The organism is Pseudomonas sp. FSL R10-0056 (genome assembly GCF_009600105.1).
Classification (GTDB): Bacteria; Pseudomonadota; Gammaproteobacteria; order Pseudomonadales; family Pseudomonadaceae; genus Aquipseudomonas; species Aquipseudomonas bubulae.
This window is the reverse complement of sequence record NZ_WIWL01000218.1, coordinates 1-23,038: the sequence shown is the minus strand read 5'-3', so window position 1 is coordinate 23,038 and position 23,038 is coordinate 1. Positions and strand designations below refer to the sequence as shown.

Genomic DNA, 23,038 nt, shown 5'->3' with positions numbered 1-23,038 from the left:
GGGGTTGGCGTTTTTTTATGTCTGCGAAATGCTGATGGTTGCGTAGCAGCTGCCAGGGAACGAGGCTGCGTGCGGCGACGCAGTCGTCGTAAAAACAGGCGCTGTGGTGTGCCAGGCCAATACGGTATTCAGGATTTACGGTTGCTGTGCAACCGAACGCAGCCTCGTTCCTTCGGCAGCTGCTACGGGTCGTAATTCGCGTGGCAAATAATCGTTACACCATGTCAATAAACCTATACGAATTCAGCCACTTACCGACCCTAAACCGCTGAAATCATCCCTTTGTAATGAAAACCTTCCGAGATTTACAGAATTAGGACAGTTCCTACATAAATTGCGGCTTGTTTCGTATTGCAATCGGCTGTGTGATGGGATCTTGCCTTCGTGCGGGTGTACAATGCGCCGCGTTTTAACTGTGACTCAATTGCGTACCCGCGCATTTTGCGCCGCTCGGCGTTACACCGAACGGCCAAAACCTCAAGGCTATCCGCCTTGATAATTCCGCAATGCCACAAGCGTTGCGGGTTCGATTCCGTCACAGATAAAAACAAACAGGTGACGCATGACTCGTGAAACAACCTTGGATTCCTGGCGCCTGCGCTGGGGTTTGATTTGTGTTGTAGACCCTTCGATCACTGCCTCTGGTGCTCAAGTTACAACGCACTGAATCACATCAAACCTTGTGTGGGACCTTTGCAATGAGTGGAAATACCTCGCATTCGGGCGAGCTTAAACGCGGCCTGAAAAATCGTCATATCCAGCTGATAGCCCTCGGTGGCGCGATTGGTACTGGCCTGTTTCTCGGTTCGGCCGGGGTGCTGAAGTCGGCCGGTCCATCGATGATTCTGGGCTATGCGATCTGCGGCTTTATCGCGTTCATGATCATGCGCCAGCTCGGTGAAATGATCGTCGAAGAACCGGTTGCCGGTTCTTTCAGCCACTTTGCCCATAAATACTGGGGCGGTTTCGCCGGTTTTATGTCGGGCTGGAACTGCTGGGTGCTGTACATCCTGGTGGGCATGTCGGAGCTGACCGCCGTCGGCAAATATGTGCACTACTGGTGGCCGGAGATCCCCACCTGGGCCTCGGCAGCGGCCTTCTTCGTGCTGATCAACCTGATCAACCTGACCAACGTCAAAGTGTTTGGCGAGGCTGAGTTCTGGTTCGCGATCATCAAGGTCGTGGCAATTGTCGGCATGATCGCCCTGGGCAGCTACCTGCTGGTCAGCGGCAGTGGCGGTCCTCAGGCTTCGGTCAGCAACCTGTGGGAACACGGTGGTTTCTTCCCGAACGGGACGACCGGCCTGATCATGGCCATGGCCTTTATCATGTTTTCCTTCGGCGGCCTGGAAATGCTCGGTTTCACCGCAGCTGAAGCCGACAAACCACGCACCGTGATCCCGAAAGCGATCAACCAGGTGATCTACCGCATCCTGATTTTCTATATCGGTGCCCTGGTAGTTCTGCTGTCGCTGACTCCGTGGGACTCGCTGCTTGAAACCCTGAATGCCGGTGGCGACAGCTACAGCAGCAGCCCGTTCGTGCAAGTGTTCTCGATGCTGGGCAGCAACACCGCTGCGCACATCCTCAACTTCGTGGTCTTGACCGCAGCGTTGTCGGTGTACAACAGCGGCACCTACTGCAACAGCCGCATGTTGCTGGGTATGGCGCAGCAGGGCGATGCGCCGAAAGTGCTGGCCAAAATCGACAAGCGCGGCGTGCCGGTCAACTCGATCCTGGCCTCGGCGGCGGTGACGGTCATTGCAGTACTGCTCAACTACCTGATGCCCCATGATGCGCTGGAACTGCTGATGTCCCTGGTAGTGGCGACCCTGGTGATCAACTGGGCGATGATCAGCTACTCGCACTTCAAGTTCCGCCAGCATATGGACAAGACCGCCCAAGTCCCGCTGTTCAAGGCGCTGTGGTATCCGTACGGCAACTACATCTGCCTGGCGTTTGTAGCGTTCATCCTGGTGATCATGCTGTTGATCCCGGGGATTCGCGTGTCGGTGTACGCGATTCCGGTGTGGGTGGCCTTTATGTGGCTGTGCTTCGTGATCAAGAACAAGCGCGCGGTACAGGCGCAGGCAGCGGCTTACAGCTCTGCCAAATAAACGCTGTGTTTAACCCTGCAAACCCGGCCATTGCGCCGGGTTTGTTGTTTGTGGGGTATCCTTGATGCTCTGAACAAGGACCCTTTTTTGATGCTGGTGATTTCCAATCACTTATTCCTGTTTTAAGGAATCCCCTTAAAGTCCTTGTGTTTAGGTGGTTTCAAGGGTTTTTTAGTGGGTAGGTTCCCTGGCTGATGGTTGTTTTTTTCCCGTTTCTATCCCGTTTCTGTTCCGCACCCCATTCCAGCACGACCCAAGCCGCCTCGATCCGCACGTTTCGGCTGCGGTGATTGGGCGCCTGTTGTTTGGCGTGCCGGACAGCGAAAAGTGCAGGGGCTGAGCCAGGGTTGTCGCTCAGATTTCACGTAGCGACGGGCTCAACATATCGCGGCGATTACTACAGGTACTGATGTTTGCTGCTGTTGATTCACCCCCTGCGCAGCAGGCCCACCATCGCGCAGCGATGTGTAGTGGGTTACACATTGCTGCCCCCTCAACCGCTTCAACTGGGGGGTTGCATTGGGTGATGCTCCAGGCGCTTAACTGACTGATAGGCAGTTAAAAAGCGACGGAGAAGCGCTATGGCTTACGCGATCATCAGGGCGAAGAAACTCAAGACCATGGGAGCGGTGTCGAGGTCGGCACAGCACACGTTCAGGATGCAGCCCACCCCGAATGCAGATCCCGCACTCACCGGGCGAAACCGAACGGTGGGTGCCAAAGGATCAGACCAGGTGCTCGCTGCCTTGGTGCGCACTTTGCCGACGAAAAGGCGTAAGGATGCGGTGCTTGCGATTGAGTACCTGGTCACCGCGTCCCCTGAAGCTTTCAAGCGTCACGGCGGGCGTTTGGATGATATGGGCGACGGTTACTTTGCCAATGCGTTGAAGTGGCTGAAGACGCGCCACGGTGCAGCGAACGTCCTCAGTGCGACCATCCATCTGGATGAATCAACGCCGCATATGGTCGTTTACGTTGTACCCATGACGGCAGACATGCGGCTGTCGTGCCGTGACTTCCTCGGCGGGCCTGAGAAGCTCAGAGCTATGCAGACCAGCTTCCATGCCGAGGTTGGGGCGCTGCGTGGTCTGGAGCGAGGCGTGGAGGGCTCCAAGGCGAAGCATGAGGCGGTATCGGCGTTCTACTCGACCATGGCAGCAGCAGGCCAAGCGCCGGTGCTGAAGGCGCGCGACTATGCTGCGGCGGTTGTCGGCGTGAAGACGGAAGCCTGGCAGCGAGCCGAAACCGTGGCCAGCGCCAATGCCCAGGGCGCAGCTCGCCACGCACGTTCAAAACAGGCGGTGCTCTACCGGGCGCGTGCTGTGAAAAAAGCAGCGTCCCTGGTGGAAGATCGGCAGCGAGGAATAGAGCGGCGGGAGCACCAGTTGCGCAGCAGAGACGTAGATCTGGATCGGCGCACCAGGTGCATTGATGGCTTGGTGAGCCAGGTCAGTGAGGCGGAGCAGAAGGTGGTGGTGCTCGCCGCTGAAAAGTCCGCCTTGGAGCATCGTCTAAAAATGCTTGAAGTGAGTCTGGCCAATGACAAAGCCCAGGCGCGAAAGGCTCGCCACGATCAGGAATCCACGCTTGGCTGAACGCACCCTCTGCCGATCATGCAAACCCACCCACTAGCGGATGCGTCAGGTGCTGCCGATTGCTATCGGGGTGGTGCTGCAGTCATTCGCCTCATAAATTCGTCAAAGAGAGGTACTGTGAATGCGATTTGCGCATATTCCGGGCTGTAGATCATTCCTTTCTTGATCAAACTATCCCGTACCGGGCCTAGGCTGGTAGCAGGTCGACCCAGAGCAGAGGCTACATCTGCAGAACGTTGCGGCCCTTCACCCAACTCCGCTAGGCAGCGCATGTAATCGCGCTCAGCAGGTGTCGTCCGGTCAAAGCGAACCCTGAAAAATGACTCATCGAGTTTGCGAATACTTTCAATGGTGGCGGTACGAGCATCCAACTCAGTAATGGTTTCGCCTTCAGCTATATTCCAAACGGTATAACCCCACTCCTGAAGAAAATATGGGTAGCCGTGAGTCTTGTCGTAGATCTCCTTTAGCGCTTCTTCGGAAATGGTTGCGCCTTCTTCCTCCACTGGGTCGCGGATCGCCTTCCAAGCATCGACTTCTAACAGCGCGCCTAAACGGGGAAACTCAAATAACCGCTCGGCGTAGCTTTTGGCATCGCCGGCTTGTCCAGCCAACTGAGGAAGGCCGGCGCCAAAAAGGACTAGAGGCAAGCCAGCTTGGTTAATCGCGTGAAGGCCACGAATCAGAGCCCCCAACTCATCTTTGGAGAGGTATTGCAATTCGTCGATCAGAATTGCCACAGGTGTTTTCGCGTCTCTGGCAGCCTCTCCTGTTGCGATTAATATGTCTCTCAAATCATCTTCAAGGTTTCCGCTATCCGCATAGCCAATTTCAGGGTCGACGCCTAACGTAACTTCGGCACCACCCGCTGCAATGGTGATATTGCCAATGAAACTACGAAGTACGCGGATACCTTTTTTCACGCTTTCTACAGTGTTTTGCAGGCGGTCTAAGCGTAGTAGTAAGCGACGCAATACCGGAATCAGCAGTTGTTTAAGCTCACCTCCATCATGGGCTTCCTGCATTTCGGCCAAATAGCCCATCGTGATTGCGCGGTCTTTAATTTGATTCAACAGCACCGTCTTCCCGACACCACGCAACCCTAAAACCATCAAGGATTTCGCGTGCTTTCCACGCTGGATGCGCGTTAGGGCAGTTAAAGCAGTCCCTAGCACCTCGGAGCGCCCAGCTAGCTCTGGCGGCGACACTCCGGCTCCAGGATTGAATGGGTTGATATTCTTATCCACGGTTGTACTCCTATGAACTTATTAATAGTTATAGGCTAATATGACTATAACTGCAAATAAGTATCTATAGCCCCATCCACATTCCCGATGAGAAGGATGGGTGGCGCTACGAAAAAAACCGTTGGCGAAAATAAAATCTCCTGAAAAAGCACTTATCCCCCTCCCGCCGACGCGCTCTGTGTGATTTTTTTGTGCAAATCTCATGGTAGTGCAATCAGGGCTCTAGCCCAGGCTGGCTGCGGGGCTTCCCGGGCAATCGCCCTTTTCATTTTGTGCAAAGTTTTGCAAAGAAATGCAAAAACATTGCACAGGCAGCGCTCCATTTCTGACGGTGTTTCAAGTGACCAAGCCCAATGGCAGTAGGGGTGCGGCGGAGTTTTCTCAAAGTAAACGGCTTGTTTTTTGGGGTTGCGCTCGTGATGGAGTCGTAGCAGATTAAAAGCTTGCGCGCCATATGGGACAGGGCTTTCAGCCAATTTGGCAGGATTTCGCCGATTGCATTTTTCTTCGTGCGAGCGCTTGCGGTGGTGCAATCGAAAACACAGCTTTTGCCCGTTCGGCGGCGGGTCTGAAAGCAGTTTTTTTGAGAGTCGCCGGAACCGGCAAAGTCTTGCGGGTGGGGTTACAGATCGAAGGGGGAGGCCGCTTACACGGCCTTGACTGGGCACCACTCAGCAGGGTTTTCCTGCCAGGCAATAATTGCTGACTCGCGCCATCCGACACGCCCAGGTGAGATGCGGACAGGTCTTGGGAACTGTCCGTTTTTCATCACTCGCCAGAGGGTGGTTCGAGAAAGGGAGGTGGCTTCCAGTACGTCCCTTTCCCGCATAAAACGATCCAGCTTACTCACGTTGGGCTCCTATGATCTGAGCCTATGCGAGACTCCTAAACTGATGGGCTGCTGAATCTCAGGACGCAGCCGTTGTACGCTTAAGTTTCAGAAGGGCAGCAGTGTTATCGACTACTGCTTCTTTCGGTACGGCAGGAGGCATAGTTACCAATGTGGGTACCAGTATGTCTTTCTCGGCCCCATTAAATAGCTTCTCAAGTTTTTTCCCGAGCGTAATCCAAGTGATTTCTTTAATTTTCTCTTGCCGTTCGTACTGGCTGTTGCAGCGAGAGAGTGCCACATCATGCTCGCCAAGACTCTTGAGCGCTACGGCGTGGGATAAGGTGAACAGCTCCAACAGAATTTCACGTGTTCCTTCCTGCTTTAACGCTTGACTCAACAAGGTCTGTTGCAGTTCTTTGTTAATTGAACCTGGAACGCCTACCAGCTTCAAGCGTGCTTCTGCTACTTTAATAACCAGATTCTTTTGAATGGGTATTCGCGCATCGGCGGTAAAGCGTAGCGCCTGAGCGTCCTTCCTTAGCTGAGCACTACGTTCAATTTCTTCGTTGATTTTACTTTGCTCGATGGTGCCTGATTTGCCCATAGCATTCCAAGATGCGTCTGTGAGACTGGCCTGAGTTTCAAGTCTTGTGGCCTCCTGCGTTAGGCGTTGGCTTTCTTGAACTACTTCGGTGTATTGCTTTTGCAGAGTAATGTAAACGTCTCTGTTGATCTCGAAGCCAGCTAGGCGATCCTTTAGTTCAGGGCTCATATTTTCTCGAACAATGGTGGTTAGTTGCATATCGTTATTCCTTGGTAAGTTAAGTTGCTGCGCCCTGGTGCGCAGTTTGCTACACCAACTCTACGTTCTCGGCCATGGCGAGCTTCGCAAACTGCTCAACTACATAGCCTTCGTTCCGGCTGTTGTAATCCTCGACGCGGTTGCGCTTCGGGTTTTCCTGCATGAGCACACGCCAGCTGGTGTCTTGGAAGTAGATCGACAGATTGTCCCAGCTGGTGACCAGTACCGCGTTCGCCGGGAAGAACGGCACGCTGAAACTCGGTACGCCACCATAGGTGCTCACGACCTGAGCACTTTCGATGCGCTCTTTCTCTGTAGGTGTGCCCGCTTGCTTGGCATACAGCACTGCTTTGTCGTGAGCCAGCAGGTCAGAGCCGATGATCGCGATCAGATCGCTATCATCGCGTAAGTTGTCGTCAATCGCTCGCTTTACGTCATATACGAGGGAGTCCAGGTTGGCATAGTCGCCGCCTTCACCCAGGCGAATTTTTCCAGCCTCTAAGCCTTGGCTGAGCACCTGGCCTGGTACTTTCTCACGGGCCTGTTGCAGCCACCCTTTATTGACATCTTCGAGCATCGGGAAGGCTTCAATATCGGTCTGTGCCGCGCAATGAGTGCCACGGAACCCAATCATCATGCGATCTAAGGCAATTTGCTTTTGGACTGCAGCGGAATAACGCTTGTGAAAGTCAGGGAACTTGGCCCAGGCATCAATTTTGACCCACGGCAGGCCAACATCCGATTCTGTGGGGAAGAGTTCATAAGTGTTGTTTTCTAGATTAGAAAAATCTTTTGGTTCGCGATCTGCAATATTGATGTTCGTCCGGCCAGTAACAGGGCCGGTTACCCCAAGCATAACTTTCTCGCCAATGATCTGACTAACCGGAACGATGTTGATGCGCTCTAGGAAGTCAGACTTTGCTGTGATCATTTCATTGATTGATTGGGCTGCACTGGGTTCAATGGTGAAATAATTAGATCCTTCGCTTGCTTTGTAAGTCTTGGCAAAAGCCTTTTGTAATTCTGCATACTTGATAGGGCCCTTATTGTGGCTCATGATTATTTCCTAAGTTTAGTTTTAAGCTCCCCACGCAGGTGGCTAGCTCCATGCTTGGGTTGCTGTGTAGGGGGGTTATTATGTGTTGTGTTTGCAGGTTAATATTAACACAATATAGCCTTCTATATTGCAAGGTTGGGAGGTGGTTTGGTGAGAGTTATTTGTCGTTGTTGCGAAGGCAAAGCATTGATATCCAAGGTTGATGAGGTGTCATCTTTGCTCAAGAAGTTATACTGTATGTGCTTGAGTTTTGAGTGCGGTCATAAGTTTGTAATGGACTTGGAGTTCTCTCATACTGTCAAGCCTTCTGCTAAAAAGTTAGATGACTGTCTTGTTGAACGATTCCGTGATCTTTCTAGCGCTCAGCAGCTTCAGCTACTTGAGCAGTTGGATATGTTGATATGACAGGGGTCGTAACAGGGGTTTTGAACTTTCAGGATCTTCAGCGCGTTACTGGATATCAAAGACGCTCCGATGTTGAGCGCTCATTGACCGAGCAGGGGGTGCTCATATTCCGTGGTCGCTCCGGCCCCTGGACAACTATCGATCTTATTAATCGTGCGGGCGGTATCAAGCCGGACATTGATGATCGGTATGGGGCAGACATTCTGTAATACCGGTCGGACACCGCCTCAAAAGCTGCTCGCCAAGGAGGGGGTGGTCACTGGTTTTGTCGTGCCTGAGCCCCCACCACCGGGCTCGCTATTTTTTTTATAGATCAATCTATCGATACGCTGTCAACAAAAACCCCCGTCACCCCCCTTTACCGCGTCTGATTTCGAAAAGTGAAGGGATGCAAGGGTTTAAGGGATAGCCCTTATAAACCGGGGCTTGCAGAGCACATCTTCATTCCCTGCCTTTTTTTCAAGGGAATTTTTGAGAGAGGAAAGCCCTTATTAAACAGAGATGTATTCCCTTATCCCTTTTATCTATTCTATTAAGGGAATGTCGCAGGCCCCGTATTTACTGGGGTTCAGGCGCTAATTCCCTTATTCCCTTCATTCCCTTGAGAAAACACTGATTCCAGCGACTGCCCCGGTATTAAAGCTTGACAGCTGTGCGCGCCCTCGTTCTTTGTTTTCAAGGGAAGCGGTTCACTACGACAATTGAGAGCGACCGCCTGGCGAGCAAAATTGCCTCATTGGCCTGCACCTTCCTGATCGAGTTTCACTGGATCAATCACATAAAAACGCGACTTTCCTCCTCCTGGCATGAAGTAACTTTTGTTAGCGCGTTTCTGGCCTTTCTCAGTGTCCACCTTAGCGAGCGCGTCCGCGCCCTGGAGCGCACGAACAATCCTTTCTAGATTGAAACCGATAGCGGCTTCTGCCAGACCTGGTTTGTTGAATAGGTACAGGCGCGTCTCGCAATCAACTTCGTAGTAACCGGCTCGGTTATGCACAGCAGTGGTGCCAGAGTGACGGAAATCGGAAAAACGACTGTCGCCGTGCAAGTCAATGAAGTTGGCGATACCACGCAGTATTTGGCGATCCTCTGCGCTACCGTCTCCCATTGTTGAAAGCCATTCGTTAAACAGGAGTCGGCAGGCATTGGCGGCAGTACCTTTGGGCCAGTTCAGCAGATTGCGACGGATAGCTGACTCACCAGCCAGAGCCATAATCGCGAAACGATCAGCTACCCGACCAGCCTGTGAACTCTCGGTGCCAAAGGCCTCCCGAACCTGTCGAAACGCGCTATGCAGATCCTCTGGCTCTTTAATCAGAGACTCCACAAATGCTGGGCCAACATGGCCGTAGTTCTGAGACACAGCATCGTTAAGCGTCCGGTGAAACTCTTGCCCAGTCAGTCCTTGAACATCATCGAAGGCGCGGTGTGCGCGAGTACCGGCATTCACATCGACCATGCGTAGTTCAGCACCGGCGTGTGCGTTGCTGCCCCCGATGGCAGCATGATCTGACAATGAGCGCTCGCCGCTGGAAAGCGCTAGTACACGCCAGGTCAACTTGGCACGTCCTTCCCGCTCACGTGTCATGGTGCCTTTACCTGTGCCGTTAGCAATCGCGTAGGCCATTTCCTGGACGCGCTTAGGGTCGGCTCGTTTGATTTCGTCCAGGATCAATACGGTGTCGTTGCGCGAAGCGGCCTCAATCTCGACCCCGCCTTTCGACACGTCCCAAGAGGCCGCAAAGTTGCCAGGGTTGCCCCAGATCGACGCCGCCAAGAGCTGTGCCAGCGATTTACCGCTCGACGAATCGCCCACTAAGTGAACGCCACCGCCATTAACCCCCACCTTGGCGAGCAGAGGCCCTGCCAAGGCGCAGCAGACCGACAGGATCAGCACAGGGTTGCCCAGACAGCGGGGGGCAATCTCAGTTTGCCAGCCGCTGATAGAGCCCTTGCAGTTGAATATGTTGGCCGCCCTGCCAGAGTCTTGGAAACGCACGTTGTCGCCGCCGATGACGCGAGTGGGCAGCACAAACGCCCCTGATGCATGCCAGCCCGGCTTGGTGGTTGTTTCGATTCTCCGGCCAGGCGATTGATGGCTTGCCAGGTACGGTACGACCTGGCGTCGTTTAGAGTGCTCGATTTTCAGGCCTTGGCGTGATAACCCCTTCAGAACCTCATCAGGCCCCCCATAGATTGCCTCCATAGGAATAACCGACTCGATACGCTTTTCGTGATAGCTGAAAGAAACGAGAAGCCCAACGCTTCCGTCTTCCGAGTTAACCGTTTCAGCTTCAACGATTAAAGGCGCGCAGATCCGCTGATCTACCGGAATAGCCTTTTCCTCTGGCCCGCCTTGCTTCAAGCCGTGGTGCCAGGTGCCGGCAATATAAGTTTTCCCTTCGACAGTGCAGGTGTGCTCGTAGACCGCATAACGTGGCCGCTCCAGCTTTTCAGGTGCCGGCATGACTGGATCGCCAACCAGGCTCAGGGTGGACGTTTTTTCGTGAGTGCTCATACCTTGCGGCTCTCTTTTGATTGACCTGTAAGCCAGAGGTACAGGTCGTTAAAATCGGATAGATCGGACGGGGCGTCAGCGGGCCATTCGGGGAAAATCACACGAGCATCGGCAGCACGGGCTGCTTGGTTGGCAGCGCGTTTCCCAGGGTTGTCAAACGTCTTGCGGTCGTCATCACCAGCGATGACCAGATCCAGCGTTGCGCCGTAGCGCTCACGCATTGCCATGGCCACTGGCTTGAGGTTGCCCGCGTTCATTGCGCAGACCACCGGACTCCCGGTGTTTTTGTGCAGGGTTGCGCCAGTCGCCCAGCCTTCGCAGACATACAGGCGGCAGCCTTCTGAGAACTTGCCCAGGGGCGAATAGCAGCCCTGGACACGGCCACCCTTCAAAAAGCGTTTGCCGCCGTCCGGCGTGATGATTTGCAGATTGACCAGGCGCCCGTCATCACAGAGCGGAACCAACAGACGGCCCTGTCCCGACTGACGCAACAGATACGGCTGTACGCCTTTGGCTAGCAGGTAGGCGTGCAGTGGATAGGCAGGCTTCCCCTTTTTCCAGAGGTGCGAAGCATGACGGGCAGCATCAAGATTTTGTTCCTCTTGGAGCTGCTGTGTGCGCAAGCGCCATGACGTGCGCTCATCTTCGGCCTGTCGGCTGCGTTCCTGGAGCTTCTGAGCATCGGCAGCCGTGAGATTGAACAAACCCAGGCGCAGGCGCTCATCAATTTCCTTTGCTGCGTCCATCTGCCCACATCCGCGCAGGTAGGCCAGCAGCGACACCAGATCGCCTCCATGGGCACTACTATCGGCAAAGTCATTCCACCGGCCCGAGTCGAGCGAAATGCCGAAGGAACCGGCTTGCCGATCCCCACGAGCAATGTTGGCAGCCACCCACTCGCGGCCTTTGCGCGATCCACTGGGAAACCATTCAGGTAGCAGCGTTTCCGCTGCGCTCAGGGCGTGCTGTGCTGTGTGTCGGATCAGATCAACGGGACTGAGCTTCATCATGATTTTTTTCCTGCCTTCTTGGCTTTTTGGCGGGTCAAATAGCGATGTACGGCGTGAGCTTCCCAGCGCACCGTATGTCCATGGCGAACAGGGGCGGGGAACGTTGGTGCTTTCGTCCAGCGCCACCAGGTGGAGCGGCTGATTTGATATCGAGTCCACAGCTGCTTGGCCGTCGCCCATACAGGCTCAGGCGGAGGACGGGGCTTAGCGGGCCTTTTCGTGCTCATTGCACACCTCCACGCGCCATAGCCGCCTGGACATTCGTTTTGTCCTGGTACTGCCCATCAATGGCTTTTTTCAGGCAAGCCGATCCCGTCAACGCATTGCTGCGTTCTTGAAAAGTGTTCATCACTTACTTCCCGTATATATGGGAGAAGGTCACAGGCCAGTGCCTGCCACGCTTAGAAATGGCGTGTTTACGCCCGTTTTTGGGCTGCTTGAATTTTTCGTAATAGCTCAGGGTTCGGGGGCCATGATTCTTTGGCTGAATCAAGTACCACGCACAGATCCTCTCGCACCATTTCAAAAAATGACGCGTAGAGCAGGGGGGAGATACTTACCGATGCGTTTGTTTCACAGGCCAGTGATTGAACCAGGCTGATAGAGTCCCGCACCGATTCCAGCTTGTAATAATCGTCTTCGGAAAGGCTGTAAGGGCGGTTCATTGGACACCCCCAACTTTCAGGGTGAAGGCGTTGTCCTGGTGAGCGTCGAAGCGTTCGTTCAGGCGTTTAGCGTTGGAAATGAGCGTTTCGCGATAGTCGCCAGCCAAATACTGGGCGACATCTGCCAAGCGTTCGGCGTGATGGTCATTCCCATCGACAAGCGTTCGCTTGATTGCCCAGGTCAATGAATCGAGCCAGTCCATGTAATTGGCGGCAGTCTCCAGCTCATTGATGGATTCGACGGCGATAGCGGTGATGATTGATGGCTTGTTCATTGAACACCGCCTTGAGCTTCCAGGCTGCGGACAATGTCCATGTGAGCGTTGTAGCGTTTGAGACGAACAGAGAGAGAGGAGTTTGCGCGGAGGGCGCTCAAGGCCATACGACGGTGAGCGAGTGCGCGGATTGCGGACGGAATGAGGGCTGTCATGGGTGGTGCTCCGTTTACTTCATGGGAGCTGCCACTAATCGCTGCGAAACGAAGGGTGGCAGCTGTACGCGGGTTCGCAGACCGGAGTAAACGGAATCCGGCACACCCGAAGGTGTCCCACGCACAGCCGCCATAACACAGAACGGGAGGCACAAAAAAAGCGCCTGCAATCGTGATGGGGGCGCTGTTGCGCCGTCTACTGGTCGGGCTGCGAAACCCGTTCGCTGAATTGGCAGCGACAGACGAACGATAGCGGCGCACGAACGACTTTGCAACCCTTGGTTGGGTCGCGGTGTGAATCGGCATGGTTCAACCCTTCCAATTGGTGAGGAAGGTGTCCACGGCATTAGCATCCCAGCGCAGCACGCGGCCAGCGCGAATAGGCGTTGGGAAATTTTCGATTTTTGTCCAGCGCCACCAGGTGGTGCGGCTGATCTGATAGAGGGTGCAGAGTTGACCTGTGGTGGCTCGAATGCCAGCGCGAGGAACGTTCGGAACAGTGGCGTTGTCAGTGGAAGGTGTCATTGTCGATTTCTCTAAGCACTACGGAAAAACCGAGAAGTCAGCGTCGGTGTCCATGGTTGGATGTTGCATCGTCCAACCACTCGCAATACAGTTCCGGGCGGGCCAACAACCCGCGTCGAAATCTCTATCTCAGCTTCACCTCTCGGATCGTGTACTGGCTTGCCCGGTGTGCAGGAGGACGCTGTAACGTCCTCTTCCAATAGGCCTCGGTACGTCAAATACCGGGGCTTTTTCTTGCCTGCAATTCACCGACATTAACGAATTTTTTGCAGCCGATTCCCGCTACTTTCGGGTGTTTCACAGCAGTTCGTTATGTTCAGCCAGTGGTCGCATGTTAGCGATAGATTCTCGACTTACACAAGCCAGGCAGCTTCTATGAATTTTCCGCAAACGCATGATTTTCCACGTTTTTTTTGTCTCATAGAGTGTCACTGGTGCTCACTGAGTCTCACTGGTGTTCATCATCTGAAGACTGAAAAAAAACTACCGTTCGTCGGATTTTTTCAGGCGACGCGAAAGCAACACAACATTGCTCGCTGAATCGCCTTTTGCCAGGCCATCCAGATAGCGCCCCCACTGCTCCAGGGCGGCTCGTTTCTCTGGCAGGTAGCTGTAACGGTCGTAATGTTTGGCCTGCACACCACTGCGGCCATGAGACAAGAGCCAAGCGCGTACCTCTGAACTAATGCCCTGGTGCGCCATGAGGGTTTCTGCTGTAACGCGGACATTGCGATAGGTGAAGAGCCGAGTTTTTCCCGCTGTCGCGAGTGTCTGGCCTGCCTCGCTGAAGGCTTTGATGATGGTGGAGGTACTTGCGGTTGATCCATCCGAAAAGGCGAAAGGGCCAGCGCCCATGCGGCATTCCAACAGCGGAGCCAGGATCTCGCCGGTTCGCGCTGTAATGGGCAGCAGGTGCTCCCAAGCCTGTTCTTTGCGGCCTTTGCCATCCAGTAGGCAGATGGTGTCGTCTGTGACCGCATCCCACGGTACAGCGCAAAGCTGGGTCATTCGCTGTCCGCCAAAATAGATCAGGGCATTGGTGATGGCCCTTTTGGGTTCGGGTAATTTATCCAGGTAGCGCAGCAACTCACCCATCTCGGCGGGCGTTAACGATTCCGTATTGGCGCGCCTTGCGCCCTGAACGGATGGCACATCCCGAACAGGGTTGGCCTGAATGGCAAACACTTTACCGCTGTGGGCCATACGTTCCGGGGATAGATGCGCTTTGACAGCGTGGCTGAAGGCTGCTTGCAGTGATAGACGGAGGTTGTTGCAGATCGAGCGCATGTCGTTTGATGCGCCGCCTGCAGCATGGTTGCCGACCCCACGGCCCTTGGGCTTGCGTCCCAGTACGCCGGATAAAATGAACTGGATATCCTCGGGCTCAATCAATGCAGCGAGACGCTGGGTGAGTTCGGGATGGTAATCCCTGATATGAGACTTGAACTGGTTCGCTACGGCCCTGTGGCTCACCTTTCCTGACTTTTCCAGGTGGGATACGTAGCTGTCCAATAGTTCGCCAAAGGTGCCGCGCCTCGCCTCTAGGGCGAGTTGTGCATCCGTCTGTGCCAACTCTGCCGCTGCGGTAGCCTGTAGTGCCGATTGTTGTTCCTGGTACTGCTCCAGTCCCCCGGCAGCGATTGACGCAGTAGCGAGGCGCAACGCTGCCAGGCGCATGGCGTCTAGATCCATTTCATTGGTGCCAGTGCGGGGTTTCTTGGTCAGGGTGCCCAGGGCTATGCGTTTGTCACCGGCATTGGTGCGCTCGCGGTAGTAGCCGGTGATGAACCCAGCCGTTTTGCGTTCGAGCACCAAGGTTCCTTTGCCGCGGGTTCCTATCGGCTCGGATATCTTACCCTTGACGTTATAGGCTTCCATTTCTGTGAGTCGAATTCGCTTGGCCATTTTTCCCGCTTCTTTCCCGTTTCGCTTGAAAATGTGCGTTATCGTATGAAACGCTGGGATACTAGAAAGCAGCCTAACTGCCTATTAATCAAGGCTTTTATGGTTTTTAACAGTCTTTAGGAACCGCTATGGAACACAAATGCTGAGGGTTTCCAACAACGTGCATATCCCTGATGCCGAGATCGAACTGACGGCCATTCGCGCCCAGGGTGCGGGCGGGCAGAACGTCAACAAGGTTTCGAGCGCCATGCACCTGCGCTTTGATATTCCCAATTCGTCGTTGCCGGATTTTTACAAGGAGCGGCTGCTGGCGCTGCGTGACAGCCGCATCACCAGTGATGGCGTGCTGATTATCAAAGCCCAGCAATACCGCACCCAGGAGCAGAATCGGGCTGATGCGCTGGAGCGTCTGGCGGAGTTGATCGTCAGCGCCACCAAGGTGGAGAAAAAGCGCCGCCCGACCAAGCCGACCCTGGGCTCAAAAAAACGTCGGCTGGAATCCAAGACCAAGCGCGGCAACATCAAGGCGGGGCGGGGCAAGGTGGATTTCTAGAGGGCAGCAGCAGTCCTGTGGGAGCGGGCTTGCCCGCGATGGCATCACCGTGCTTGACCTGGCACACCACTCCGTCTGCATCGCGGGCAAGCCCGCTCCCACAGGTTTAATCACCCTGAGCGCGAGCTAGGACGCTCTTGCGTTCTGCGCCTGACGATACAGATAAACACTCAGCATCAACCCGCCAAGCGCCGCCAGCGCCGCAAACAGAAAGATCGAAGCAAAGCCGAACCCTGCCGCCACGGCACCCACTAGCGGCCCGGTGATGCCCAGCGACAGGTCGATAAACAGCGAATACGCACCCACCGCAGCCCCCCGGCTGGAGGCCGGCACCAGGTTGACCGCCTCAACCCCCAGCGCCGGGAACACCAGCGAAAAGCCAAAGCCGCTCAAGGCCGCGCCCGCCAGGGCCAACTCCGGGTTGGGTGCCAGCCACAGCAACAGCAGGCCCAGCGTCTCGACGCTCAGGCAGGCAATCGCCACTCGAAAACCGCCGATACGGTTGATCAGGTTGCCAAACAGCAAACGCGCACTGATAAAGCTGGCGCCAAACAGGCTCAGGCACAGCGCTGCGTTTTCCCAGTGGTTGGTCGCGTAATACAAGGTGATAAAGGTGGCGATGGTGCCAAAGCCGATCGAGCCCAGGGCCAGCCCGGTGCCGTGGGGCAACACGCGTCCCAGTACATGCAGAAACGGCAGGCGCACGCCGCTGACAATGGGGGCCGCCAGTTTTGGCCAGGCCAGCAGTACGCCCAGCGCTCCCAGGGCAATAATGCTTACGCCCAGGCTCCACATGCCCAGGTGGCCGACCATGACCACGCCCAGAGGTGCGCCAATGGCAATGGCGCCGTAGCTGGCGATGCCATTCCAGGAAATCACCTTGGCCGTGTTCTGCGCGCCGACCCGGCCTATGCCCCAGCCGATGGAGCCGGAGCCCACCAGGCTTTCCGCGCTGCCCAGCACCAGCCTGCCGATCAACAGGCTGGCCAGGCTCCAGGCCGGCATGCTCGTCAGCCAGCTGGACACCAGCATAAACACGCCACTCAGGCCGCAGCCGGCCAGGCCAACCATCACGGCGCGCTTGCTGCCCCGGGTATCGATGTAGCGGCTGGCGTAAGGCCGGCTCAGCAGCGTAGCCAAATATTGCACGCTGATCACCAGCCCGGCGATCACCGTGCCGTAACCGAGATGGTTATGCACGTAACCCGGCAGTACGGCCAGCGGAATGCCAATGTTCAAATAGCCGATAAAGGTAAACAGGACGATGGAAACCACTTGCAGCGTGATTGCCATGGGGCGCTGTGTTTCAGGCATGGGGTAGGGGTCCTGCGGGGAGCGGGTTGGTGCAGATTATAGTGGTGTAACCAGTTGCGTCGCGATTAAAGCGGCCAGTGCATTTTCCTGGGTGCCGAACCGTTTGAGCAGGAGAGCTTGTTTTTCGGGGCTGAGGCGCTCCCAGAGGTCGATCATTTTCTCGGCGGTGCCGATCAGAACGCTGGCCTGGGTATCGCTGAAGGTGTCAGTCACGCTTGATTCCGCAATAAGGGGCGATTGTGTCAGACGGTGTGAAAAACTGAATGCTTTTCGCACCGTCTGATTGTGCGCCGTCAGTCTTCGCTTTCGGCCTGCAGGCTTTCAGAAGCCTCGTCCAGTGCGGGGTTTTCGCCACTGGTGTGTTGCGGGGTTGGCTGCTCGGTTTCGTGCAGGCTTGGGAAGGGGAGGTTTGGGATCTCGTGCATCGTCGCGCTCCTCGTAAGGTGTGTTTTAAGTAGCTTGCTAAGGATACAGGAGGGAGTGTGACAATTTGTCTTTTTATTGCGTCTGGGGGGATTTGTATCGAACTTTTCATATTGCAGCTGTCGCTGCAAAAGGCAGAGCCCTGTAGCAGCTGCCTCGTTCCTTCGGCAGCTGCTACAGGTGGGGGGGCTAGTGTGTACACACCTGCGCAATCGCCTTGGCCAGCAGGCTCAGGCGCGTGCCGTCGACCCCGGCCATATTGGCGCGCCCCGAACCAACCATGTACACGCTGTGTTTCTCGCGCAACAGCTGGACTTGCTCTTGGGTCAGGCCAGTGTACGAAAACATCCCGCGTTGCTCATTAATATGGGCAAAGTGCTCCGCCAGCCCGAACGGGATCAGGGCTTCCACCAAACCGCTACGCAATTGCGCGATACGGCTGCGCATGGCTTCCACTTCTGCGATCCACACGCTTTTCAGCTGGGCATCGCCGAGGATGGTCGCCACCACCGACGCGCCGTGATCCGGCGGGTTGGACCACAAGTTTCGCGCAATATAGGCCAACTGGCTGCGGATGTCGGTCAGCTTTTCGGCGTCATTGGCACACACAATCAATGCACCGACGCGTTCGCGGTACAGGCCGAAGTTCTTCGAGCACGAGCTGGTGATCAGCACTTCCGGCAGTTCACGGGTGAACAGGCGGGTCGACCAGGCGTCTTCCTGTATTCCGTCGCCAAAACCCTGGTAGGCAAAATCGATCAAAGGCAGCAATTCACGACGACGGACCACGTCCAGCACCTGCAGCCAGTCCGCCTGGGACAGGTCAAAGCCGGTCGGGTTGTGGCAGCAGGCGTGCAGCAGCACCACATCGCCTTTTGGCGCGTGTTCCAGGGCTTCGAGCATGGCCGCGACATTGAGCTTGTTGTCGCTGCCCACGTAAGGGTAGTGACTGATCTTCAGCCCGGCTGCGGCAAAGATGGTTTCGTGGATCGGCCAGGTTGGATCGCTCAGCCAGATGCCACGGCCCGGCAAGCATTGCGCGATAAAATCGGCGCTCAGGCGCAAGGCCCCGGTACCGCCCGGGGTCTGGGTCGCTGCAGCACGCTTGCTGGCCAGCAGGGGTGAGTCTTCGCCTAGCACCAGTTCGCTGATCAGTTGCCCGAATCGGCTGTCACCATGACCGCCGATATAGGTTTTGGTCTGTTGCTGATCGACCAGGCGCTGCTCGGCCAACTTTACCGATTGCAGGATCGGCGTCAGGCCATTGGCGTCTTTATAGACGCCCACGCCCAGGTCGAACTTGTCCGGATTGGTATCCTGTTGATAGGCGTCCATCAAACCGAGAATCGGGTCGCCCGGTACCCGACCAATATCGGCAAAGTGCATTACTTGCGACCTTCGGCAGTTTTGGCGACTTCATCAGTGCGTGCGGCCATGATGAAGTCGTTGCGGTGCAGGCCCTTGATCGAGTGGCTCCACCAGGTCACGGTGACCGAGCCCCATTCGGTCAGCAGGCCCGGGTGATGGCCTTCGGCTTCGGCGATTTCACCCACGGCATTGGTAAAGGCCAGGGCGAATTTGAAGTTCTTGAACAGAAAGACCTTTTCCAGCTGCATGATGCCGTCGCGAACTTCGATGTTCCAGTCCGGGATCTGTTTGATCAGGATCGGCAGTTCTTCGTCGCTGACCTGTGGGGCATCGGCGCGGCAGGCTTCGCAGTGGGCTTGGTTCAGTGCGTTCATGGTGGATTCCTGAAATCAGTTTTTATAGATGACTAAAAAAGGGTTAAGCCGCTTTCGGCTTGGGCGTGAACTTCGGCGCGTGCAGGCCCATTGTCATGCCTTTTTCGACCATACCCATGATGTCTTCATGGGCCAGGTCAAACAGTCGCTTCAAGTCCGGCAGGACAAAATACAGCGGCTGCAAAATATCGATGCGATACGGCGTACGCATGGCTTCCAGCGGATCGAAAGCCTGATGTTCCGGTTCTGAAGACAGGCTGTAAACCGTTTCTTTGGGCGACGACAGAATCCCGCCACCGTAAATGCGTTTGCCTTCCGGCGTGTCGACCAGGCCGAACTCGATGGTCATCCAGTACAGACGTGCCAGATACACCCGTTGTTCTTTGCTCGCCTGCAGGCCCAGCTTGCCGTAGGTGTGGGTGAATTCGGCGAACCACGGGTTGGTCAGCAGCGGGCAGTGGCCGAAAATCTCATGGAAAATATCCGGCTCTTGCAGGTAATCGAGTTCTTCGGGAGTACGAATAAAGGTGGCCACTGGAAACTGCTTGTTGGCCAGCAACTCGAAGAAGGTCTGGAAGGGGATCAGTGCGGGTACCCGGGCAACTTGCCAGCCTGTGGTAGCGCCCAGTACCTGATTGATCTCGTCGAGTTGCGGGATGCGGTCGTGGGGCAGGCCCAGCTTTTCGATGCCTTGCATGTACTCGGGGCAGGCGCGGCCTTCCAGCAGTTTCAGCTGACGGGTAATCAGCGTGTTCCACACCCCGTGCTCGGCAGGTGTGTAGTCGATAAAGCCATTAGCATCAGGCTCACGGGCGACGTATTTCGTTTGCTTCATGGGGCTCTCCGCAAGGAAATCGTTTTTATTATTCGGTGTTGTTGCGATGCCTTAGTGATACCTCAAGTGATTGCCATGTGCAGCTAGCCTAAAGCCAGTAATGCTGGGATGATGGCGCTTATTCGTAAAGTATTCGTTACGATGTGAGGGGCAGGCTGTCATTCTTGATTGTGCGACAGCACAACTGTCACAAAATCGTGACGATGAAATGCCTCTGAAGCCGGAAAACCTCCCTGTGGGAGCGAGCCTGCTCGCGAATGGCGCTCTTTGAGCCTTCGCGAGCAGGCTCGCTCCCACATAGGACATCCATTGTTAGTTATTCCCGAGCCCTGCCCATGCGTATCAAAGTCCACTGCCAAAACCGGATTGGCATCCTTCGCGACATTCTCAACCTGCTGGTGGCCTACGGCATCAACGTCAAGCGCGGCGAGGTCGGGGGTGATCAGGGCAATGCGATTTATCTGTACTGCCCCAATCTGATTAATCTGCAATTTCAGGCCTTGCGTCCGAAGTTTGAAACCATCCCCGGGGTGTTTGGCGTCAAGCGTGTGGGCTTGATGCCCAGCGAGCGCCGGCATATGGAGCTTAACGCCTTGCTCGGGGCGCTGGAATTTCCGGTGCTGTCTATCGATATGGGCGGTTGCATTGTTGCGGCCAACCGCGCGGCGGCACAGTTGCTCGGGGTGCGGGTGGATGAAGTGCCGGGGATTTCCCTGTCACGCTACGCCGAAGACTTCGACCTGCCCGAACTGGTGCGGGCCAACAAGTCGCGGATCAATGGCTTGCGGGTCAAGATCAAGGGCCTGGTGTACCTGGCCGATATCGCCCCGCTGCAACTGGAACACGACGAAAGCGAGGCGATGGCCGGGGCCGTGCTGACCCTGCATCGCGCCGACCGTGTGGGCGAGCAAATCTACAATGTGCGCAAGCAGGAGCTGCGCGGCTTCGACAGTATTTTCCAAAGCTCGAAAGTCATGGCCGCGGTGGTGCGCGAAGCGCGGCGAATGGCACCGCTGGATGCACCGCTATTAATAGAAGGTGAAACCGGCACCGGCAAGGAACTGCTGGCCCGGGCCTGCCATCTGGCCAGCCCTCGTGGCCAGTCGCCATTGATGGCGCTGAACTGCGCCGGCTTACCTGAGTCGATGGCTGAAACCGAACTGTTCGGCTACGGCCCCGGTGCCTTTGAAGGGGCGCGGGCGGAAGGCAAGCTCGGCCTGCTGGAGCTGACAGCAGGAGGTACGTTGTTTCTCGATGGCGTGGGTGAAATGAGCCCGCGCTTGCAGGTCAAATTGCTGCGCTTCTTGCAGGATGGTTGCTTTCGTCGGGTTGGCAGTGATGAAGAGGTGTATCTGGATGTGCGGGTGATGTGCGCCACCCAGGTCGACCTGTCCGAGCTGTGCGCTCGGGGTGAGTTTCGCCAGGATCTGTATCACCGGCTCAACGTGCTATCGCTGCATATTCCGCCGCTGCGCGATTGCCTGGACGGGCTGGAACCGCTGGTGGAGCATTTCCTCGATCAGGCCAGTCGCCAGATCGGTTGCTCGCTGCCGCGCCTGGCGCCAGCGGCAATGGATCGTTTGAGCCACTACCACTGGCCGGGCAACGTGCGCCAGTTGGAGAACGTGCTGTTTCAGGCGGTGTCGCTGTGTGATGGCGGGGTGGTCAAGGCTGAGCATATCCGCCTGCCGGATTACGGCGTGCGTCAGCCCCTGGGCGAGTTCTCGCTGGAAGGCGGGCTGGAGCAGATTGTCGGGCGGTTCGAAAAGGCAGTATTGGAACAGCTGTATTCCGAGCACCCGAGTAGCCGATTGCTGGGCAAGCGATTGGGGGTGTCCCATACCACCATCGCCAACAAACTGCGCGAGCACGACATTATTAAGCCGGGCAAGGACTAACGGCTAACGCCAAAAGCCCCTCACATAAAGCATGAAAGGAAGCTACTTCATTAGGGACCAATAAATACATTGGTGTGGACACTGCAAATATCTGAGCAGTGACAGCGAACAGTGAGTAGAAATGCGGTTAGACGGCCCCCTTGTCGTGAATCGCATGAGACATAACGCAGGCGTTTTTACGGGTGCTTACACAACTGCGCAAGCCATTTTATGCATAAGTGCATAAAATGGCTTGGCATCAAAGCTGTATCTATGCACAGTATTATGAGTGTTTGTCCCGCTGTCTCTGATACCCAAACGCCCTTGTAGGACTGATGGCTTCGGGGAAGTTTATAGCGCTAGGTATGGGTAATTTCTACCCGAGTTATTGATAAAGCTCAGAATGAAAAGGATATCGTTGTGACTGAGAAAAATATTGTTGTGACAAGTGGTCGCCCTATGAATCCAGGCGGTGGCGGTGGCGGTGGCGGTGGCGGTGGTGGTGGAATGGGAATGGGGTCTTGGCTAAGTGGTTACACTTATGCACATATTTCAGGTCCAGATCCAGCACAGCGCCAAGCTTTCACGTCGGTACATCGTTATGAATCTAACGCCAGAAAACGCATTGTGGCTGCATATGAGAAAAGCCTTCAGGCTTTACCGAAAACCGTAACTGACGAAGTAGCTCGTTTGGAATCGGAGTTGTTGGCTCCGACTAAAAACCCAGTTGATAGCTTTGCGCGAATTAAGTCTATCCTACAGAACCTCTATAATCAGGCAATCGCTCGGCGTGATGTTGAAAAGAAATTATCGCTGGCTTACAACGGTGCAGAACCTACTACTCGTGACGTACCCTACCATCCTGCGTATAGCACCAGTTACGCTCGCGGTGAAGGTGGTTACGGAGCCATGGTCCAGTTGTGGATAAAGTCTCATGAAGCTCACTATCAAGCCTTGATAATGGATCAAATGGCGAAGTTTCTTTCCGAACAAATAGCCCTGGTAGCTGCTGCGCAAACGGAAGCTATCAAGAAAGCGAACACATTCACGCTTCCAGTATTAACTGATAAAGCTGAAATGGGAGTGGCGGCGGGCTCAATTGCAATAACTGAATCGCCCCGGGTTTCCTAGACACTCTCCAGGCTCGCTGCGTAACGCTTTTCAAACTCTACCGGTGACAGCTGAT

24 protein-coding genes are annotated in these 23,038 nt (G+C 55.4%); 7 read left to right on the top strand and 17 right to left on the bottom strand.

What is annotated here, in order from left to right; genetic code table 11:
* Window positions 1–698: 698 nt before the first annotated feature.
* Both GHO42_RS21705 and mobV read left to right on the top strand, forming a co-directional pair.
* Entirely contained in the window at window positions 699–2,117 is a 1,419-nt protein-coding gene (locus GHO42_RS21705; protein ID WP_095002635.1) for an amino acid permease, read from the top strand.
* 581 nt (window positions 2,118–2,698) lie between these two features.
* Window positions 2,699–3,712, top strand: coding sequence for a MobV family relaxase (gene mobV / locus GHO42_RS21700; protein WP_153328674.1), 1,014 nt, complete (start codon window positions 2,699–2,701; stop codon window positions 3,710–3,712).
* Window positions 3,713–3,774: 62 nt separating this feature from the next.
* Here the strand turns inward: mobV and GHO42_RS21695 are convergent, their stop codons facing one another.
* The 4 genes from GHO42_RS21695 to GHO42_RS21680 all read right to left on the bottom strand — a co-directional run bounded on the left by GHO42_RS21695 (window position 3,775) and on the right by GHO42_RS21680 (window position 7,650).
* Window positions 3,775–4,959, bottom strand: coding sequence for an ATP-binding protein (locus GHO42_RS21695; RefSeq protein ID WP_178127010.1), 1,185 nt, complete (start codon window positions 4,957–4,959; stop codon window positions 3,775–3,777).
* A 646-nt stretch (window positions 4,960–5,605) separates the two neighbouring features.
* On the bottom strand, window positions 5,606–5,788 hold the full coding sequence (locus GHO42_RS21690) for an AlpA family transcriptional regulator (protein WP_153328678.1): 183 nt from the start codon (window positions 5,786–5,788) through the stop codon (window positions 5,606–5,608).
* Between the two features lie 79 nt (window positions 5,789–5,867).
* A complete protein-coding gene (locus GHO42_RS21685) occupies window positions 5,868–6,593 on the bottom strand; it encodes a hypothetical protein (protein ID WP_153328672.1) in 726 nt (241 codons plus the stop codon).
* 49 nt (window positions 6,594–6,642) lie between these two features.
* Window positions 6,643–7,650 (bottom strand): phage major capsid protein, P2 family, encoded by a 1,008-nt coding sequence (locus GHO42_RS21680; protein ID WP_153328669.1) that lies wholly within the window; start codon window positions 7,648–7,650, stop codon window positions 6,643–6,645.
* A gap of 150 nt (window positions 7,651–7,800) precedes the next feature.
* Between GHO42_RS21680 and GHO42_RS26505 the strand changes: the two genes are divergently transcribed.
* Entirely contained in the window at window positions 7,801–8,055 is a 255-nt protein-coding gene (locus tag GHO42_RS26505) for an ogr/Delta-like zinc finger family protein (RefSeq protein ID WP_178127008.1), read from the top strand.
* Window positions 8,052–8,264, top strand: coding sequence for a hypothetical protein (locus GHO42_RS26240; protein WP_256670654.1), 213 nt, complete (start codon window positions 8,052–8,054; stop codon window positions 8,262–8,264). Before GHO42_RS26505 ends, GHO42_RS26240 begins: the two co-directional genes overlap by 4 nt.
* A gap of 524 nt (window positions 8,265–8,788) precedes the next feature.
* Here the strand turns inward: GHO42_RS26240 and GHO42_RS21670 are convergent.
* The 7 genes from GHO42_RS21670 to GHO42_RS21640 form a co-directional block, all read right to left on the bottom strand.
* Complete coding sequence (locus GHO42_RS21670) at window positions 8,789–10,573, bottom strand: DUF927 domain-containing protein (RefSeq protein ID WP_153328665.1); 1,785 nt, start codon at window positions 10,571–10,573, stop codon at window positions 8,789–8,791.
* Window positions 10,570–11,763, bottom strand: a complete 1,194-nt coding sequence (locus GHO42_RS21665) for a toprim domain-containing protein (protein ID WP_256671122.1) — start codon at window positions 11,761–11,763, stop codon at window positions 10,570–10,572. The genes GHO42_RS21670 and GHO42_RS21665 overlap by 4 nt, the downstream gene beginning before the upstream one ends.
* Window positions 11,764–11,806: 43 nt before the next feature.
* Window positions 11,807–11,932, bottom strand: coding sequence for a hypothetical protein (locus GHO42_RS26235; RefSeq protein ID WP_256670655.1), 126 nt, complete (start codon window positions 11,930–11,932; stop codon window positions 11,807–11,809).
* A gap of 67 nt (window positions 11,933–11,999) precedes the next feature.
* The gene (locus GHO42_RS21660; RefSeq protein WP_153328663.1) at window positions 12,000–12,248 is read right to left on the bottom strand and encodes a hypothetical protein; all 249 of its coding nucleotides are present in this window, start codon (window positions 12,246–12,248) and stop codon (window positions 12,000–12,002) included.
* The gene (locus GHO42_RS21655; protein ID WP_153328661.1) at window positions 12,245–12,523 is read right to left on the bottom strand and encodes a hypothetical protein; all 279 of its coding nucleotides are present in this window, start codon (window positions 12,521–12,523) and stop codon (window positions 12,245–12,247) included. Before GHO42_RS21655 ends, GHO42_RS21660 begins: the two co-directional genes overlap by 4 nt.
* Window positions 12,524–12,987: 464 nt before the next feature.
* Window positions 12,988–13,203, bottom strand: a complete 216-nt coding sequence (locus GHO42_RS21645) for an AlpA family transcriptional regulator (protein ID WP_153328657.1) — start codon at window positions 13,201–13,203, stop codon at window positions 12,988–12,990.
* 483 nt (window positions 13,204–13,686) lie between these two features.
* A complete protein-coding gene (locus GHO42_RS21640) occupies window positions 13,687–15,108 on the bottom strand; it encodes an integrase (RefSeq protein ID WP_153328655.1) in 1,422 nt (473 codons plus the stop codon).
* 139 nt (window positions 15,109–15,247) lie between these two features.
* Between GHO42_RS21640 and arfB the strand changes: the two genes are divergently transcribed.
* A complete protein-coding gene (gene arfB, locus GHO42_RS21635; RefSeq protein ID WP_153328653.1) occupies window positions 15,248–15,661 on the top strand; it encodes an alternative ribosome rescue aminoacyl-tRNA hydrolase ArfB in 414 nt (137 codons plus the stop codon).
* A gap of 126 nt (window positions 15,662–15,787) precedes the next feature.
* Here the strand turns inward: arfB and GHO42_RS21630 are convergent, their stop codons facing one another.
* From GHO42_RS21630 to phhA, 6 genes are all read right to left on the bottom strand, one after another.
* Window positions 15,788–16,975: an MFS transporter gene (locus GHO42_RS21630; protein WP_095002634.1), complete on the bottom strand. Its 1,188-nt coding sequence runs from the start codon at window positions 16,973–16,975 to the stop codon at window positions 15,788–15,790.
* A gap of 36 nt (window positions 16,976–17,011) precedes the next feature.
* Complete coding sequence (locus GHO42_RS21625; RefSeq protein ID WP_095002633.1) at window positions 17,012–17,188, bottom strand: hypothetical protein; 177 nt, start codon at window positions 17,186–17,188, stop codon at window positions 17,012–17,014.
* 80 nt (window positions 17,189–17,268) lie between these two features.
* Window positions 17,269–17,400 (bottom strand): hypothetical protein, encoded by a 132-nt coding sequence (locus tag GHO42_RS26230; protein WP_254925257.1) that lies wholly within the window; start codon window positions 17,398–17,400, stop codon window positions 17,269–17,271.
* 187 nt (window positions 17,401–17,587) lie between these two features.
* On the bottom strand, window positions 17,588–18,784 hold the full coding sequence (locus GHO42_RS21620; protein WP_095018924.1) for an amino acid aminotransferase: 1,197 nt from the start codon (window positions 18,782–18,784) through the stop codon (window positions 17,588–17,590).
* Complete coding sequence (locus tag GHO42_RS21615; RefSeq protein ID WP_016781595.1) at window positions 18,784–19,140, bottom strand: 4a-hydroxytetrahydrobiopterin dehydratase; 357 nt, start codon at window positions 19,138–19,140, stop codon at window positions 18,784–18,786. Before GHO42_RS21615 ends, GHO42_RS21620 begins: the two co-directional genes overlap by 1 nt.
* 43 nt (window positions 19,141–19,183) lie before the next feature.
* Window positions 19,184–19,975, bottom strand: coding sequence for a phenylalanine 4-monooxygenase (phhA, locus tag GHO42_RS21610; RefSeq protein WP_095002631.1), 792 nt, complete (start codon window positions 19,973–19,975; stop codon window positions 19,184–19,186).
* 335 nt (window positions 19,976–20,310) lie between these two features.
* On the opposite strand from phhA, the gene GHO42_RS21605 reads away from it, so the two are divergent.
* Both GHO42_RS21605 and GHO42_RS21600 read left to right on the top strand, forming a co-directional pair.
* A complete protein-coding gene (locus tag GHO42_RS21605; protein ID WP_095018923.1) occupies window positions 20,311–21,873 on the top strand; it encodes a sigma-54-dependent transcriptional regulator in 1,563 nt (520 codons plus the stop codon).
* Between the two features lie 399 nt (window positions 21,874–22,272).
* Window positions 22,273–22,983, top strand: a complete 711-nt coding sequence (locus tag GHO42_RS21600; protein ID WP_153328651.1) for a hypothetical protein — start codon at window positions 22,273–22,275, stop codon at window positions 22,981–22,983.
* Window positions 22,984–23,038 lie beyond the last annotated feature (55 nt).